Here is a 16,477-nt window from a genome sequence, read left to right on the forward strand (position 1 = left end):
TACTTAAATGGCTTAATTGGTAGACCGCCAAAAACTGCACAAGTATAAATACTTATTGCAAAAGTGACATGCTCCCGTCCGAACGTCGCCTCAAGATGCTGCAACGCCGGGTTTCTAAGAAGCATATCAGGGGCAAAAAGCAGTCTAATAGATACCATAAAGCTCGCAGGGCTTTAGCCAAACAACATCTCAAGGTAAGTAGACAGCGTGAAGACAAGGCTCGTAAAGATGCTCTGGCGCTAGTTAGATCTAACGACCTAATTGTCTACGAATACTTGAAGATACGAAACATGGTGAAAAATCACCACTTAGCTAAGTCTATTAGCGACGCATCATGGTATCAATTCACTCAATGGCTTCAATATTTGGCCCTGGTTCACGGTGTCATTGTTATCGCTGTTCCACCTCGAAACACGACTGTTGATTGTTCGTGCTGTGGATCGAAAGTGAAGAAAACTCTTAGCACCAGGACGCATCGATGTAACCAGTGTGGCACGGTTTTAGATCGCGACCACAATGCCGCAAAAAACATTTTGGCAAAAGGATTCAAGCTGTTAGCTGAATATTTAAACAGTACCGTAGGGCATACGGAATCTGGAGCCAAAAGCTCAAAAGCGCAGGGAGAAACTAACCTCTGGCTTAAGAACGGAGACGTTCTTGCTCTAAGTTGGCTCGATGAACTGCGAACCAAGAATTCTTGGGAATCCCCCACTATATTCGGTACTCCAAATTAGTGGTGGGAGGATGTCAAAAGTTTACAAATTTGAACCGAAGGGAGGCAGAGGCGATGTTAGGGATTACGCTTGAGGAAACTCGCTTTTATCGGGAAGCTAAGGAAGAAGGCATTGAACAAGGCATTGAACAAGGCATTGTGCAAGGCATTGTTCAAGGTCGCGAACAAGAAGGAAGAGCCTTGATTTTACGTCTGTTAAATCGCCGTCTGTTAAATCGGCGAGTTGGAACATTACCGGAATCTATCACGACTAGAATTGCTGATTTGTCGATCGAGCAAATTGAAACTCTAGCAGAGGAATTGTTAGATTTTCAGTCGATCGAGGATTTAGTGGTTTGGCTGGAGAATTTGCCGCAGGGAGAGTGATACGAGGTTAGGAATTGTACTTGAGGGGGCGATCGCGCCATTTACGCGCACAAACACATCAAAACGTACCCCCCCTCTACTTCCTGGCTTTTGGGGTTTTTTTGGTGCATCCGCCGTTGCTGAGAGGATGTTCAGGGTGCGATCGCACATAATGGTTAACAGATAACGATGTTGCAAGTTTTATACTGCAACCTTTTTAAGCAGAGATTAAAAAGAGAGGGACGATATGACTTTTGCTGGTGGGGTAGCAGACAAACTAGGCAATCGCTATGAAGGTCGGTGGACTGTGCATTGTATGGTTGATGTCATGGATGAGAAAGCCGATTCTATTAGTCTAGAACCACCAGGTATAGACGGCATAGAGTTTTTTATTCGTCGAAATGGTAAATTGGAGTATCACCAAGTTAAGCGACAAAAAAGTGGGCTTGGGCGCTGGACACTAAAATCTTTGGAAGATCAACAAGTTCAAGTCCTATCTGACTTTTGGAGAAGTCTTAGTAATCCAGATGTTTCTTGTGTATTTATTTCTACTCAAGATGCAGAAGAATTGCAAAGGTTAGCGATGGATGCAAGAGATGCTGCATCATTGACAGAGTTTGAGCAAACTTATCTTAATAAAAAACTATCTGGTCACTTCGATACGCTCCTTCAGAAATGGGGGAATTGTTCTCGCACAGATGCTTACGAAGCGATCCAGCGAGTCAAAGTGGAAACAGTTGGCGAGCAATTTCTGGTTAATACTGTTGATAATCGTTTAGCAGCTTTAGTTGAGGGCGATTCAAAAACTGTAAGGATTGAACTGGCTGAACTAGCACTAAACAGAATTAGGAATGAGTTAACAGCACATGATATCTGGCATTACCTATTGGAAGAAAGAGGCTATCGCCGTCGCGAGTGGGGCAAAAATCCTCACGTTTTGGCTGCTGTCGATCGAGTGAACGATCGCTACCTTTCTCGTTTGCAGAAAGAAGCGATCGCAGGCTCAGTAATCCCCAGAGATGAAGTAGACATTATTTTAAATAAGCTCACCTCACTAGATAGTAAAGGCGGTGTATTAGTTGCAGGTGAAGCTGGAGTTGGTAAAAGTGGCGTCATTCTTCAAGCTGTGGAAGCGCTTCGTAAAGAGGGTATCCCGTTAATAGCTTTTCGGGTAGATCGTTTAGACCCAACAGACTCACCCGATCAAATCGGAAAACAGCTAGAAAATTTACCCGGTTCTCCTGCTCATGTTCTAGCAAATATTGCACAAGGGCGTGATTGTGTCCTGATTATCGATCAGCTTGATGCTGTAAGTACAGCTTCTGGTCGCAATCCTCAGTTTTTTGAATGTATCGATCTAATCATCGACCAGGTTAAAGCTTATCCACAAATGCGTCTACTACTAGCCTGTCGCAAGTTTGACCTAGATTATGACTACAGACTTAAGCGTTTAACAGGTGAGAATGGCATTGCCGAGACAGTGATAATTAACCGCCTGTCTCACGAAAAAGTGCGAGAGATGGTTGCAGAAGTGGGATTAGATAGCAGCTTACTGAACAATAAGCAACTTGAATTGTTATCTATTCCTTTGCACTTGAGATTGCTAGCAGAAGTTGCAGAAGTTTCAAAAGCTAATGTCCTCAACTTTACGACAGCCAAAGATATATACGATAAGTTCTGGGACTATAAAAAGGATGTTATTCACGGTCGGCTTGGTGCTTCTGAGCATTGGACGGATGTAATATACACTCTCTGTGATTACATGAGTAAACATCAGAGGTTGTCTGCTCCCAAAGCTCGTGTGGATAAATATGGAAAGACTGCTGAATGGCTGGCATCCGAACACGTATTGATTCTAGAGGGGCAGCAGTATTCATTTTTTCATGAAGGTTTTTTTGACTATGCTTTTGCCCGTCGTTTTGCAGGTGAGGATCAGGAATTATTGGAGTTTTTGGGAAATAGAGAACAGCAACATCTGTTTCGCCGCGCTCAAGTTCGCCAAATCTTAGTTTACGAAAGGGATGCAGATCGCGATCGCTATCTTGCCGACCTCCAAGCTTTACTCACTAGCCCTAACATTCGTTTTCACATAAAAAAGGTAGTATTTTCCCTGCTTGCAGCGCTAGATGACCCCACACAAGAGGAGTGGGAAATTATAGCCCCCTTGATGGGTGACGAATCCGAGCCTATCACACAACAAGTCTGGCGAACTTTGCGTAGCTCGGTTCGTTGGTTCCAACTACTAGACTCTCTACGATTAATAGAAAAATGGCTCAGGGATGAGAACGACGAGCGTATCGAGCAAACGATAACGCTGCTATCTATTATGCAGAGGCAGATACCGGAGCGGGTGGCTGAGCTAGCAGAGCCTTTTATTGGCGTATCAGAAGCATGGCAGAATCGGCTAAACCACCTTATACAAGGGGCCGAACTTGTTCCTGATCGTCGTTTTTTTGATTTTTTCCTGCGACTGATTCGTGAAGGGATTCTGGACGAACCACGAGAAATAATCGATTCTAGTCGTGATTTCTGGATGAGAATAGATTCTTTACCTAAACATCGTCCAGAATGGGCTTGTGAAGCTATTGCTTGCTATTTCAATCGGTATTTAGATTTAAGTATTGCTGCTGGACAACCCAATTTGTTCGAGCGAAGCTCTAGCGCCCTACCTTACAGCAATTTTTCAGAAGAAATTTTAATAGCAAGCGTCCGTAATGCTCCCAGAGCTTTTATTAAATACTTACTTCCTTTTATGCTTCGGGTGATGGATCTAACCTCTCTGAAGCAAAATAATCCACCTTGGCCTGATTTGGTCTGGTATTGCCGAATTTATGGTAAAGGCTATGAGATTCATGATGCCTTATTAAGTGGAATGGAAGAGGCAATATCGAATTTGGCTGCGAACCATCCTGAAGACTTTTCGCTCCTCGCAGAGCAGCATCTTCGTAACTCCAATTTTGAAACAATCCAGTTTCTGTTGATTCGTGCCTACACTGCGAATGGAGAAATATTTGCCGATGAAGCCATTGATTACCTCTGCGAAAAACCAGTACGACTCAAAACAGGATATTTAGTGAGTAATGGAAATACTTTGCCTGCTTCCTATTGGGCTACCAGACAGCTAATAGAAGCAACTACTCCACATTGCAATGAAGAAAAGTTGTTACAACTTCAACTAATCATTTTTGATTACTACACAGATCATGAAAAAAATTATATAGGTCGTCAATTTCGAGGTTATTCACAGCTAGTTTTATTAGATGGTATCGCTGTCTCTCGACGCACAGACGCAATTAATCATCGGCTACAAGAATGGAAACGCAAGTTCACAAGCTTAGAGTGGCTAAAGCCTCTCGGCAAAATAGAACCTCCAAAGTCAAGCGAAGCTTGGCTTGTTGGTTCTCCAATTCCTAATAAAGCAGCAAACAACATGACGGATAAGCAATGGTTAAAGGCTATTGCTTGTTATGATTACAATGATGTTAGAACTGGATTTCAGCGGACTGGGCAAATAATAGGTGGAGCTTATGAGTTATCTAGACTTTTAGAAAGCCAAGTAAAAAAGGAGCCTTTGCGCTTTGCTGGATTAATAGGGCGGTTTCCAGATAGCGCGAATTCATCTTATTTTAATGCAGTTTTACGCGGTATTGCAGAAGTTGATATAGATTTTGAAACTGCTTTTATGGTATGTCAGCTTTGCCACCAATTACCTAATTATCCTTGTGGTCGTTCGATTACTTGGCTGATGGGGAAATTAGCTGATTTAGCTTGGTCTCAAGAGGCTTTTGATATTGTAACTTGGTATGCCTTAAACGACCCTAACCCAGAACAAGAGACTTCCAACGGACAGGTTTACTATGGTGGTGATATTTTAAATGCTGGAATTAATTCCACGCGAGGTAGTGCTGTAAGTGCCATAGCCAAACTAATTTTTGCGGATAAAAATCGCGCATCTTACTTTCGGGAACATCTCCAACAGATAGTTCAAGACTCTTCCATTGCTGTTAGATCGTGTGCTGTTGAAGCACTAACAGCAATGTTGAATTATGACCGAGACTTAGCTGTCAGCTTGTTTCAGCAACTTTGCAATACCGAAGATGCACTTCTAGGAACTCACACTGTTGAGGATTTTTTGTACTATGCTTTACAAACGCATTTTAAAGTGCTGGCATCGATTGTTGAACGGATGATTATGTGTGAGTTACCGGAAGTAGTAAAGGTTGGGACTAGACAAGCCTGTGTAGCATCTCTAAATATCGAAGAGGCACGTTGGCTGGCAGAACTTTGCCTGTCTAGTACAGAAACTCATCGCATCGCTGCTGCTGAAATATTTGTAACTAACTTTCGTATAGCACACTTTCGTGAGTTTTGTGAAAATAAATTAATATCTTTTTTTGATGATTCGACTGAAAAAGTGCGTTCTCAAGCAGCTAGGTGCTTCTTGCATCTTGAGGGAGATGAACTGGGTGATTACATCTGTTTAGTGGAGGCATTTGTTGATAGTCGAGCATTTTATAATGACGACTACAACTTAATTCATGCCTTGGAAAAGACAACAGCTAAACTTCCAAATGAGGTTACTTATCGAGTGTGCGATCGCTTTCTTGAAGGCTTGAGGTCAGATGATTCTGATATTCGTCAGCGTGGAAGGATTAAAGCAGAAAAAGTTAGTAAATTAGTCCTGCAATTGTACAGTCAAAGCCAAGACAAAAACCTACAAGTGCGTTGTCTTGACTTGATTGACTTTATGACTCAGATGGAAGTTTACAAATTGGCTGAGGAGCTAACGCAATATGATAGATAAAAGCGAGTCTGTTTCCCGTGTGGGGTTGCTGAAGCCAAGTAATGGAAATAGGGAATTGCCTTCGTGATGGCAGCACAGATTAACTTAAAATGGAAGAGACGTTACAAAAACGGCAATTATCAGTACCCCTCCCTTCACGCTTCCTCTCTCACAATTGGCCCATAGTCGATCGCCCGCAAAGTCAAACAGTCGATCGCCCGCAAAGTCAAACAGTCGATCGACTAAAACAAACCTTATTACCAAGGATTGCCAATCATTCTAAAAGCAGACCAATAATAAGGATGAGAGAAATTCTGACTCGTCGTGTTTGCTAATTCCGGGGGTAACGGCAGATTGCCAACAGAAGTGTGCAGCATCCCCCCTTCAATTCGCACTTCTCCCCGCAACATCGCTAATTGCGCTTGCCGCAGTGCTTCTGCTTTAATCGGAGCAGTTTTTAACTGCCCGTAAAACTCCGCCATTAATCCTAAACTGCCCTCGTCGCTGACATACCAAAGAGTCGCCATAGCCGATTTAACCCCGGCTTGCACGGCTAACCCGCCAAAGCCCAACTCGGCCTCTCGATCGCCCACAGCAGTCTTGCAAGCACTCAAAACTAACATTTCAACTTGCGGGCTGTGCCATCCCATTTGCCGCAACTGATCCAAACGCAATTTAGTATCCCACAACTGAATAAAGGATTGGCTGGGCTCTCCCGATCGAAATTCGGCGTGGGTAGCCAAGTGAATCATCCCAAAAGGATACTGCTGGCGCTGCGATTTTAAATTGGCCAGGGTGAAAGCTTCGTTCAAGAAAGACTTGCCGGGCCACTGCTGCGGCGTGATTGTCGATACTTCTATTTCCACCGCAGGCAAAGGACTCATCTCTGGAAATTGCGACGCCCCCATTGCCAGAACTTGGGTATTTTTGAAATTGGCGGGGCTGGTATCCGTCAAACTGAGACTCGGCATCGATCCAACACTGTAACGCTCTACCAGAAAGCCTTTGCCGTCGTGCAGGGCGCCCATCGGTATCGATCGCAACCCCATATCTGAGATAAAAGATAAATTCTCAATGCCTTTGGCTTGCAGTTCTGCTTCGAGCGGCGCTACTATCCACTGGTAGAGCTGCTGAGCCAAGGGCAAATAACTTTTAGTATTGCGCTTTACCGGATTAGTCAGTTCAGCCCGAAATCTCTCCATAGCTTGCATTACCTGGGCGCGAGAGGTTCCAGAGATGCGCTGGCGAACGGGCACGCCTTCCGGGGCGATCACCATCATTTCCAGTTCGTCAGAGGCTTGAATTTGCTGTTCTACGCGCAAAACGGGGGAACTGCTGTAAGGCCGATCGACTGTAGAGCCCCTGGGTACAAAGCTGATATAAATGAGAGCTGGTTTGATGCCTGTGGCTTGTTGGACGCCGCGGAGGGTATTTTGAGCATCTTCTAGGGTGGCGATCGTATTTGTTGATGGCAAATTTAGGTAATCGACAAACTCACTGGTAAATCTCTCCTCCACGGGAAAAATAACAGCGCCGACGTTAGTGGGCAACTTGGAAGCTTCAAGATTCCCAAACGCGGGAGGTGAAATGCGCTGTTGCAAGGAATTAGATATCTGGTTTTGCTCTTGCAAGCTAGGCGAAAATAAACGATTTGTGCTGGGTGGCTGGTTGGCTGCGATCTCCGGTGTCGGCGCGAGATTTATGGGCGCAGCAGCAGGCGCAACCACTGGATTTTGAGTAATTGTCGGTGCTGGTGGCAGAGTTGAGACCGGTGCTGGATTTTGAGTAATTGTCGGTGCTGGTGGCACATTTGATACCGGTGCTGGATTTTGAGTAATTGTCGGTGCTGGTGGCAGAGTTGAGACCGGTGCTGGATTTTGAGTAATTATCGGTGCTGGTGGCAAATTTGAGACCGGTGCTGGATTTTGAGTAATTATCGGTGCTGGTGGCAGATTTGGGACTGGTGCTGGATTTTGAGTAATTGTCGGTGCTGGTGGCAGATTTGAGACCGGTGCTGGATTTTGAGTAATTGTCGGTGCGATCGGCAAATTTGGGACTGGTGCTGGATTTTGAGTAATTATCGGTGCTGGTGGCAGATTTGAGACCGGTGCTGGCGTCGGCGTTAATGTTTGTGCGGGCGCGGGTGCGGGCGCGGGTGCTGGTGCTGGTGCGGGCGCTGGCGCTGGCGCGGGTGCTGGCGTTAATGTTTGTGCGGGTGCGGGTGCTGGGGCGGGTGCTGGTGCGGGTGCTGGTGCGGGCGCGGGTGCTGGCGCGGGTGCGGGTGCTGGCGCGGGTGCTGGGGCGGGTGCTGGTGCTGGTGCGGGCGCGGGTGCTGGCGCGGGTGCTGGTGCGGGCGCGGGTGCTGGCGCGGGTGCGGGTGCTGGGGCGGGTGCTGGTGCTGGTAGGGATGCTCGCGGGGGAGTCGGCGCGGGTAAGGGCGCGGGTGCGGGTGCTGGTGCTGGTGCGGGTGCTGGGGCTGGGGCTGGTGCTGGGGCTGGTGCTGGGGCTGGGGCTGGTGCTGGGGCTGGTGCTGGTGCGGGTGCGGGTGCTGGTGCTGGTGCGGGTGCGGGTGCTGGGGCTGGTGCTGGTGCTGGTGCTGGTGCTGGTGCTGGTGCTGGTGCTGGTGCTGGTGCTGGTGCGGGTGCTGGTGCTGGTGCTGGTGCGGGTGCTGGTGCTGGTGCGGGTGCGGGTGTCGCTGCTGGTGCGGGTGCGGGTGTCGCTGCGGGTGCGGGTGTTTGTGCGGGTGTTGGTGCGGGTGTTGGTGTCGCTGCGGGTGCGGGTGTTGGTGCGGGTGTTGGTGCGGGTGTTGGTGTCGCTGCGGGTGCGGGTGTTGGTGCGGGTGTCGCTGCGGGTGTTGGTGCGGGTGTTGGTGCGGGTGTTGGTGCTGGCGATACTGAAGAAGCCGTAATGTTAATTTGTGTCGGCTGTACTATCTGAGGGTTGGGGCTGAAATAACCTCCCTTTGTAATCACATTTTCCTTCTTTGGACCGCCGGTGGCAATGCTGCCAGCAGTACCGTTGACTCTGTTATAGTCTGGCCCGATGGTGAAAAGAGTGTTCGAGGCTTCGCCACCGTGGCGAATGGTGATATCTCCACCATTGGCGCTACCTGTCGTGGATGCGGAAATGCTGCAAGCTTGCGACAAGCAGTTGTTATCGTTTGTGAAAGTGCCTGTCGCTCGGAAATTGCCGCCGGCTGTAATGTCAATCTTTCCTCCGCCTGTTCTACCTTCGGTGTTGATATGGGTTACTTCGATATCGTTGCGCGCGTTGAGGGTGACTTCGCCACCTTGTTTTTCTTCGGAGTTGGCGTCTATGAAACCTGTTTGAATGCTGCTTGAGGGTGCTGCAATACTAACGTCTCCGGCGTTGCTGTTTTTGTCGATCGACCTTGCGTTGATATTGCCTGTTTCTACTTTTCCTGTACGGCTGGTGACGGTGATGTTGCCGCCTGCGGTGGTGTCGGAGTTGGAGTTGATATCGACAGTGCTAATATCACCCCTAGCTTCTAGGGCGATTGGGCCGCCTTGGGAACTTGTCAGGTTTCCGCTGACTGCAATGCTGTTGGCTGCTTGAATTTCGATCGCCCGAGCGTTTGCATCTTTTAGTGCCACGTCCCCCGCAGCTACTGCTCGGTTAGAGGCCGTGAGTACCACTTCACCGTTGGCATTGACGCTGAGGCCTGTAGCGTTCGTTTCACCGATGCCTGTGAGGAGTTCGGGCAAGGTTGCGATCGAGAATGTCGAAGCTGTTGGCGCTGTTCCTGGGCTCGTCGCTGAGGGCGGCTCGATTTCCAAACTCAGCAAATTGCCTCGCTGGCTGACGCGCACTAAATTTGTCCCGGAGACTGATGCTACGGTAAGTTGACCGTCTGGGGCCGAAAGGCTGCCTGTGCTGACAACGGTGCCGCCTAGCAAGGTTAAGTTCTGCCCTGATTTGACTGCTAAGTCGGCTGTGTTGATAATTGCCCCTGCTCGATCGGCCCCAAAAGCAAAGGAATTGGGCACGCCTGTCAGAGATGTGTAAGTGCTACTACCGACAGCGTTAAACGAGTTTGAACCAAATCCAATAGCGGTGGCGGTGGTTGCTGTGAAAGAAGCCGGCACGTTTAAGCTGGCACTGTTGCCAAATATGATGCCGGATGGATTCATTAGAAACAAGTTAGAATTGCCGCCGGTTACTTGAATTAAGCCGTTAATAATCGAGGGGTTGCCGCCGCCTATGCCCGCTAAAATGTTGCGAATGTTGGGGTTTGATATAAAGTTGGCAATCTGATTTTCCGACAAGCCGAATTCTGTAAAGCTGTGGAAAAGATTTTGTCGATCGCTCGATAATTGTCCGCCTTCAATATCGAAGCGAGTTGGCTGCCCAGGAGTTCCGTTTTGCGCTGCGGGAGTCACGGTAGTACCCGTTGCGTCCGCCGCTGGCACAATTGTTTGACCTTCAGCTTTTGCTTGCACAAAGTAAAGATTTATTAAGACTATTTGCAGAGCAAGTGCCAGTTTGCTTATTCTTGCTTTAGATAGGGATTTAGACGTTTTTTGAATATTTTTGACGCTTTTCATAGGTTTTTAATGGGTAAAATATATAAATCACAGAAATTAGGTAAAAAAACCGACTTTGTAGAAAAAACTTGGGTTTACGGCTGTGTCACTAAATATCTCCACATCTGTGCTGTGTCTGGTCAATGTGCGTAGAAGATTGGAAATCTACCCCTCATTTTCAGAGGTGGTATTTGTGAGCTATTCTGTAAGTCTTATTGCTAAGTAAGGTTTGCCTGGTAAAGGTTCACGTTCCCTGCTTAGGAAAGCGATACGCTTGGCTATCAACCTGTTCACTCGTTCCTTAATCGCCTTCGACAGTGCATAATGCTGGCGTTTACATCACGGTGTCGTGACCAGATGAACGTAGTCAGTTAAGATGCTTGACTGCGGGTTCCGATTTTGTACAGGTGCTGACTAGGAAGGCCAATATCTGCATAGGTTTTTCGGAACGGTTGAAGACGCTATATTTATGAAGCAACCGGGTTGCTGACTGCAAGTGCATTCAGGAGTCAATGGGTAGAATTGGCCTCTGCTTTTGCAATTTTCTCAGCGTATCTTCTCCACAATCTAAATATAACTCGAAATGCCTAGGCTCTGTATCTTCCGCATGACATATTAATAAAAAAAAACAAAAACGGCCTTCATAGAGGCACTCCCACCCGTAGAAACCTGGTTTTTTAACTATTATTGAGAGTCTGAAGGAAGTATCGGGCTTCAAAAACTAGGTTTCTGCGTCCAAGACTGACTCGGAAACATCCCAAAAATTTTTATTTTATACAAAAAAAGTCTACACTTGCCGAAAATTAAAATTATGAAAATAAGAAATGAGAAGGGTCAGAAGACAGAATTCAGAATTCAGAATACCCCATGCCTGAAGTGAGTGTTAACGGTCACGGAAGTGATTTTTTGTGACCCACCATTAAAATCGGGGGGCTTAAGCCTCGATTCTCGATCCTTTCGCACAGAATATCTTCGAGATTCAGGCTGCTGACTTCTGAATTCTTCTTCAGTAAGTCAAATTGTTAGAGTATTCAGAAACCCGGTTTATTTAAATAAAAAACCGGGTTTTTGGTTGTTTTGTGTGAGGTTTTGTGAAGTAAAACTCCTTAAATCCGGCTCTACTTCCCTTTTATAGTCAACTCGATTATTGCCGATTTATATCGGCGGGTTTTGGATTTTAATCGATCGCCCTGTTGGTGGTTAAGGGGGTGTGCAGGCGGATTTGTGGCAGGATTTAAGAGTTAATTGGGTGAAGTTTGGACAGTGGGCGAGGGACTGGGTGAAGCAGGGCGCGGTGAAGCAGGGCGCGGTGAAGCAAGGCCCGGTGAAGGAGTGGATTGGGTGGATTTTTTGAGACCGACAAAAGCGTCATAACGGGTGGTACGATCGCCAATGACGGCCGCTGTAACGCCGATCGACCGCGTGGCGTCAATCCACATTTTTTGGCTGGGAGGAAACTCCGGCAAAGCTAGGTTTTTCGGGTTAAACGCACTCTCGGTGTCGATGAAGAAATTGCCGTTGTGGGGTGTAAGTTGCGATCGGACTGTTTTCTGGAACAGTTCGCTGCTTAAAAGCGGACTTTTCGGTTCCGGAACGATCGCATCAACCACGGGAGCTCCTACTGTCATAAACGCTACATTGTTCATCCAGCCGCGAGTTACCGTAATCCCTCCAAACGGCGATGTCCATTTAATCCCCGGTTTGCCGCCGACTTGAATTTCCTCCACTCTAAATCCTTTAGTTTTCATCGTTTCATCAAGCTGTTTCAGGGATTTGTTCGCAGCCCCCTGGTTGTTTGTTTCCACCATAAATACAAATCCGGCAGCAAATTTGTCTCTGGGATTCTGGGCGGGCGCCGGTATTAATGATAGAGAAAATTCTCCCGCCATCCAGTTCATCAAGTCTTTATCTAAATCCAGGCCCGTAGTGGATTTTAAACCTGTGCGTAAAACTTGGGGATTAATCGGGGAAATCGGGTTGGCCTCGGCTCCCAATACGTAGTCTTGCCACAAACGCTGCAAGTTGCCGCCGGATACCATCATTATTGTATTGTTTGGCAGGCGGTTAACCATTTTTAGAGCATTGTTTTCTACTGCTATCCTTCTGGTAGAATCGGGTTTTAGCCAAGAGACTGATTTGAAGGCAATTCCTTCTTCTTCCAGCGTCGCTGTGGTGGCAAATCCCTGATTTTGTTGCAGTTTTTCGAGGCTTTCTGGCGAAATTTCGCGGGCTGAGTTGGCGGCGGCATAGGCGGCGGCAACGGGCATATTGACGTAGATTTGACCGAAGGCTCCCGGACTTTTTATTTTGTCTATGGCGTCTGCATAGCCAGGGGTTTTTGCTAGGGAAGGTTCGCCTTTGTAGGTGTCGATTATTCTGTCTGTAGCGCTAGGATCTGTGGTGACTGCTAGATACCTTGTGCCGAGTACCGCGACTGAGAAATTGCGATCGGGTACGCCTTGAGTTTCTGTGACTTGCACCCCTTTATAATTACGCTCAACAATTTTTCCTTGGCTAAGGGGTCTGGGTTTTGCTAATAATTCTTTGGCTTTGACTGGGTTGGCAATTGGCAGGATAATTGCCACTGACTGTTGAATTGGCGGAGATGGGGGCGTGTTGGGTGCCGGCGAGGGGGCTGGTATAGCTATTTTGTTGCGGAGAAAGGCTACCATTGCTGTGTTACCAACCCAGGGTTGAATGTCTTGCCCGTAGGCGTAGCCGTTGCTTGTGAGCAGGCGATCGCGCATTTGAGTTAAAAACCTCTCAAACGAAGCTTTTGACTCCGGCGTGCCAAATTCTCGCAGTCTATTCCACTGCGATTCATCGGTGCTGATGGATAGGGCCATCATCGTATCTTGCGGGACAACCGTTGCCCCCGGCGGCAAATCTTTGGCGGGCCCACGGGAAATGACGAGGTAGTAGGTGACAAAGCCTAAACCGATCAGAAGTGTGGCGGCTCCGATCGTAAACAGCAGGGAAGATTTATCTTTCTTAAACATTATTCGTAAGGTTCGGGTGCTCGCAACATGATAGATTATTTTCTTGGCTCATGTAGCAGATACATTAGCAGATACATTTAACCGGGCAAATTTAGGAAACTCGAATTTACCCCTCCGGAAACAACCAGAAAAACATTCCTTACTTGAATCAGACAGTAGGTTAGGCTCGTGAAACGAAACCTAACACAAAAAATGTAGCAAGACTTTTGTGACAGTTTGCCTTAGTCCTGATTAATTGAATCAGTTTCTGGCTTTAAAGTCTTTAAAGATAGTTTGAAACGAGTACATCATTCGGTGGACATCGTTTGTGGCTCTCGGAAAAATGTTGTGTTCCCATTTTTTGCGAGCAGTAGTTAGCAGTTTGGCTACGGGTTGTGAGTAACTGTTAGAAATAAAATAGCTGCCACCTTCGTAGCGAATGTCTGATGCTAAGCCGATAAAAGCACCAGCCATTTCTAGTTGAAGTTCTGAGGTGCTGTGTTCCGATTTTACTGCTAAAATTACCTGCGAGTGCCGAGGTTCGCGGTTAAGCAAGCGGCAGATATTTGCTTCTTTTTGGTACAAAATTAAAACGTTGCAGTTGTGCAAAACTCCGGCTCTACCTTGGACTTTTACTCCTAGGTGAACTTCCAGGGCTGGTTTGTCGGGAAATTCCACAACAGCATGAGTATAGGGATGTGCCGTTCCGTGAATTTTTCCCGCTGTTTTTCTAAATGTTAAATATTTCGGTGTTTCGTCGTCTAAAACATTGTTGTAATAAATAGTACCGCCTTCATTAGCAACTGCTTTTAGCAAGATTGTGAAGAGGTAAGTGTCAAAAATTCTGGCTTGTTCTGCTGCTGTGTTAAAATCTGGATCGATCGAGCTTTTTAATTTGCTTTTAATTTCGGAATTGATGGCGTAGTTGCTCGGCCCAGAGGGCAGTTTTTCCAGCAAGTGCTTGAGGGCGATCGCCTGTTTGTGACGGGGGGCTGTGACGCTGGAGGTAAACTCGATTGTTTTGGCAGTTTCTGCACCTGAATTGGCAAAGGTAATTTTTGTGCCGAGGGGTGAGGTTTCTGATTCTACTTTCAAGAAATAAGCAATTTCGTCTTCCATTTCGGAAGTGTTGACCGTCGCTTGTTCAACAGCATTAATTAACAGCAAAAGTTGTTCTTTTGCGGTATAATCTTCTATCTTGAGCAGAGGTGTTTTTCTTTTGAGCGATCGCTCTTCAATTACTTTGCCTATCTCTACAGTATCCGCTACTTGTTGAACTACCCAACCCAAATTAAACTCATTCAGAATTGCCGCCAGTTCCTGATAGAGTTTGGCATACTCGATCTCATCCATAATTGCTTCTGCACTGCACGCTATTCTGATTATACAAGATAGTTTGATTTTTTTGTCAATAGCTGTGAGCGACTCTGCAGATTGCCTGTGATGGCGGATTTGCCGAGTGTTCGAGTGTCCGAACGGGGAAAATCTTCCCTCGCTCCTCAATATCCATCCGTTAAATCCGTTAAATCCCTGATAAAATTTGTTGCCGAACTTCCTTTTGCTTGAGAAAGACGATTAGTAGTAATACCAATTTCAAAACAGAATGCAACTGCCTGCAAGCTGCCAACCCCCATAGTCATCAGTCATTCCCAGTTTTTCAATTCTTCAATTCTTCAAATCTAAAATCTAAAATCTAAAATCTAAAATGGTATAAGCTATTCTACGACATTCTGTAGCGATCGAACTATGGCAACTATCAACGACAACTACCTCAAACTCAAAGCTGGCTACCTGTTTCCCGAAATTGGGCGCAGGGTGAAAGCCTATGCAGAGGCTAATCCCGAAGCGCCCATCATCCGGCTGGGGATTGGCGACGTGACTGAACCGCTACCGGCTGCTTGTCGGGAGGCGATGGTGGCGGCGGTGGAAGAAATGGGTTCGCGGGATACCTTTAAAGGATACGGCCCGGAACAAGGTTATGAGTGGCTGCGGGAGAAAATTGCCGAGCACGATTTCAAGTCGCGGGGATGCGATGTTGATGCTTCGGAAATCTTTATTTCTGATGGTTCTAAGTGCGATTGCGGCAATATTCTCGATATTTTTGGCAACAATAACACGATCGCAGTTACCGATCCAGTGTATCCGGTGTATGTAGACACTAACGTGATGGCTGGACACACGGGAGATGCGAACGAAAATGGCGAATACGGCGGCTTAGTTTACCTGCCAATTACAGCGGAAAACAATTTTACTGCCCAAATTCCCACGGACAAAAAAGTCGATTTAATTTACTTGTGTTTCCCGAATAACCCGACGGGGGCAACTGCAACCAAGGAACACTTGCAAGCTTGGGTAAATTATGCTAAGGCTAACGGTTCGATTATTTTCTTCGATGCGGCTTACGAAGCGTATATTACCGATCCGAGTTTACCCCATTCTATCTACGAAATTGAAGGGGCGCGGGATTGTGCGATCGAATTTCGTTCTTTTTCCAAAAATGCTGGTTTTACGGGTACTCGCTGTGCGCTAACAGTTGTACCGAAGACTTTGACTGGAAAAGCAGCAGATGGTTCCGATGTGGAAATTTGGAAATTGTGGAACCGCCGCCAATCTACTAAGTTTAACGGTGTTTCTTACATTGTGCAGCGCGGTGCTGAGGCGGTTTATTCAGAGGCTGGCAAGGCACAGATTCAGGCATTAGTCAATTTTTACATGGAAAATGCTGCGATTATTCGCGAGAAATTGACAGCGGCGGGAATCGAGGTTTTTGGTGGCGAAAATGCACCTTATGTGTGGGTGAAAACGCCTCACGGTTTGTCGAGTTGGGATTTCTTTCAGAAGTTGCTGGAAACTTGCAATGTGGTGGGAACTCCGGGTTCTGGTTTTGGTGCGGCGGGTGAGGGTTATTTCCGCATTTCGGCGTTTAATAGTCGGGAGAATGTGGAAGAAGCGATGAGACGGATTGTGGAGAAGTTTAAGGTTTAATCTCATCTCCTGCTTAAACGGGAAGGCGGCCAGCCCGCCAGGGAATGAATTCCCTGGCTAATAGCGAAAGTCCTCTGAAGAGGACTAATGAGTTCTTCAGTCCTCATAG

General features: G+C 46.8%; 9 protein-coding genes. 4 read left to right on the forward strand and 5 right to left on the reverse strand.

What is annotated here, in order from left to right; all coding sequences use genetic code 11:
* The first annotated feature begins 95 nt into the window (after nucleotides 1-95).
* The gene (locus QUB39_RS27680) at nucleotides 96-734 is read left to right on the forward strand and encodes an RNA-guided endonuclease InsQ/TnpB family protein (RefSeq protein ID WP_445251913.1); all 639 of its coding nucleotides are present in this window, start codon (nucleotides 96-98) and stop codon (nucleotides 732-734) included.
* A 29-nt stretch (nucleotides 735-763) separates the two neighbouring features.
* On the forward strand, nucleotides 764-1,099 hold the full coding sequence (locus QUB39_RS27685; protein ID WP_333212052.1) for a DUF4351 domain-containing protein: 336 nt from the start codon (nucleotides 764-766) through the stop codon (nucleotides 1,097-1,099).
* On the opposite strand, the gene QUB39_RS27690 is transcribed toward QUB39_RS27685, so the two are convergent.
* A complete protein-coding gene (locus QUB39_RS27690; RefSeq protein WP_333212051.1) occupies nucleotides 1,061-1,276 on the reverse strand; it encodes a hypothetical protein in 216 nt (71 codons plus the stop codon). The genes QUB39_RS27685 and QUB39_RS27690 overlap by 39 nt on opposite strands.
* Nucleotides 1,277-1,325: 49 nt before the next feature.
* On the opposite strand from QUB39_RS27690, the gene QUB39_RS27695 reads away from it, so the two are divergent.
* Nucleotides 1,326-5,882, forward strand: coding sequence for a hypothetical protein (locus tag QUB39_RS27695; protein ID WP_333056458.1), 4,557 nt, complete (start codon nucleotides 1,326-1,328; stop codon nucleotides 5,880-5,882).
* A 236-nt stretch (nucleotides 5,883-6,118) separates the two neighbouring features.
* On the opposite strand, the gene QUB39_RS27700 is transcribed toward QUB39_RS27695, so the two are convergent.
* The 4 genes from QUB39_RS27700 to QUB39_RS27715 form a co-directional block, all read right to left on the reverse strand.
* Nucleotides 6,119-10,426: a CHAT domain-containing protein gene (locus tag QUB39_RS27700; protein WP_333485208.1), complete on the reverse strand. Its 4,308-nt coding sequence runs from the start codon at nucleotides 10,424-10,426 to the stop codon at nucleotides 6,119-6,121.
* A 1,220-nt stretch (nucleotides 10,427-11,646) separates the two neighbouring features.
* Nucleotides 11,647-13,404 carry a DUF3352 domain-containing protein gene (locus tag QUB39_RS27705; protein ID WP_333056460.1) on the reverse strand — a complete coding sequence of 586 codons (1,758 nt, stop codon included), beginning with the start codon at nucleotides 13,402-13,404 and terminating at the stop codon, nucleotides 11,647-11,649.
* Nucleotides 13,405-13,644: 240 nt separating this feature from the next.
* Nucleotides 13,645-14,736, reverse strand: coding sequence for a hypothetical protein (locus QUB39_RS27710; RefSeq protein WP_333313727.1), 1,092 nt, complete (start codon nucleotides 14,734-14,736; stop codon nucleotides 13,645-13,647).
* 146 nt (nucleotides 14,737-14,882) lie between these two features.
* Complete coding sequence (locus tag QUB39_RS27715) at nucleotides 14,883-15,023, reverse strand: hypothetical protein (RefSeq protein ID WP_332950583.1); 141 nt, start codon at nucleotides 15,021-15,023, stop codon at nucleotides 14,883-14,885.
* Nucleotides 15,024-15,129: 106 nt separating this feature from the next.
* Between QUB39_RS27715 and QUB39_RS27720 the strand changes: the two genes are divergently transcribed.
* Nucleotides 15,130-16,368 (forward strand): LL-diaminopimelate aminotransferase, encoded by a 1,239-nt coding sequence (locus QUB39_RS27720; RefSeq protein WP_333390165.1) that lies wholly within the window; start codon nucleotides 15,130-15,132, stop codon nucleotides 16,366-16,368.
* Nucleotides 16,369-16,477: the final 109 nt, after the last annotated feature.

Source organism: Microcoleus sp. AT8-B5 (genome assembly GCF_036705565.1).
Lineage (GTDB): Bacteria > Cyanobacteriota > Cyanobacteriia > Cyanobacteriales > Microcoleaceae > Microcoleus.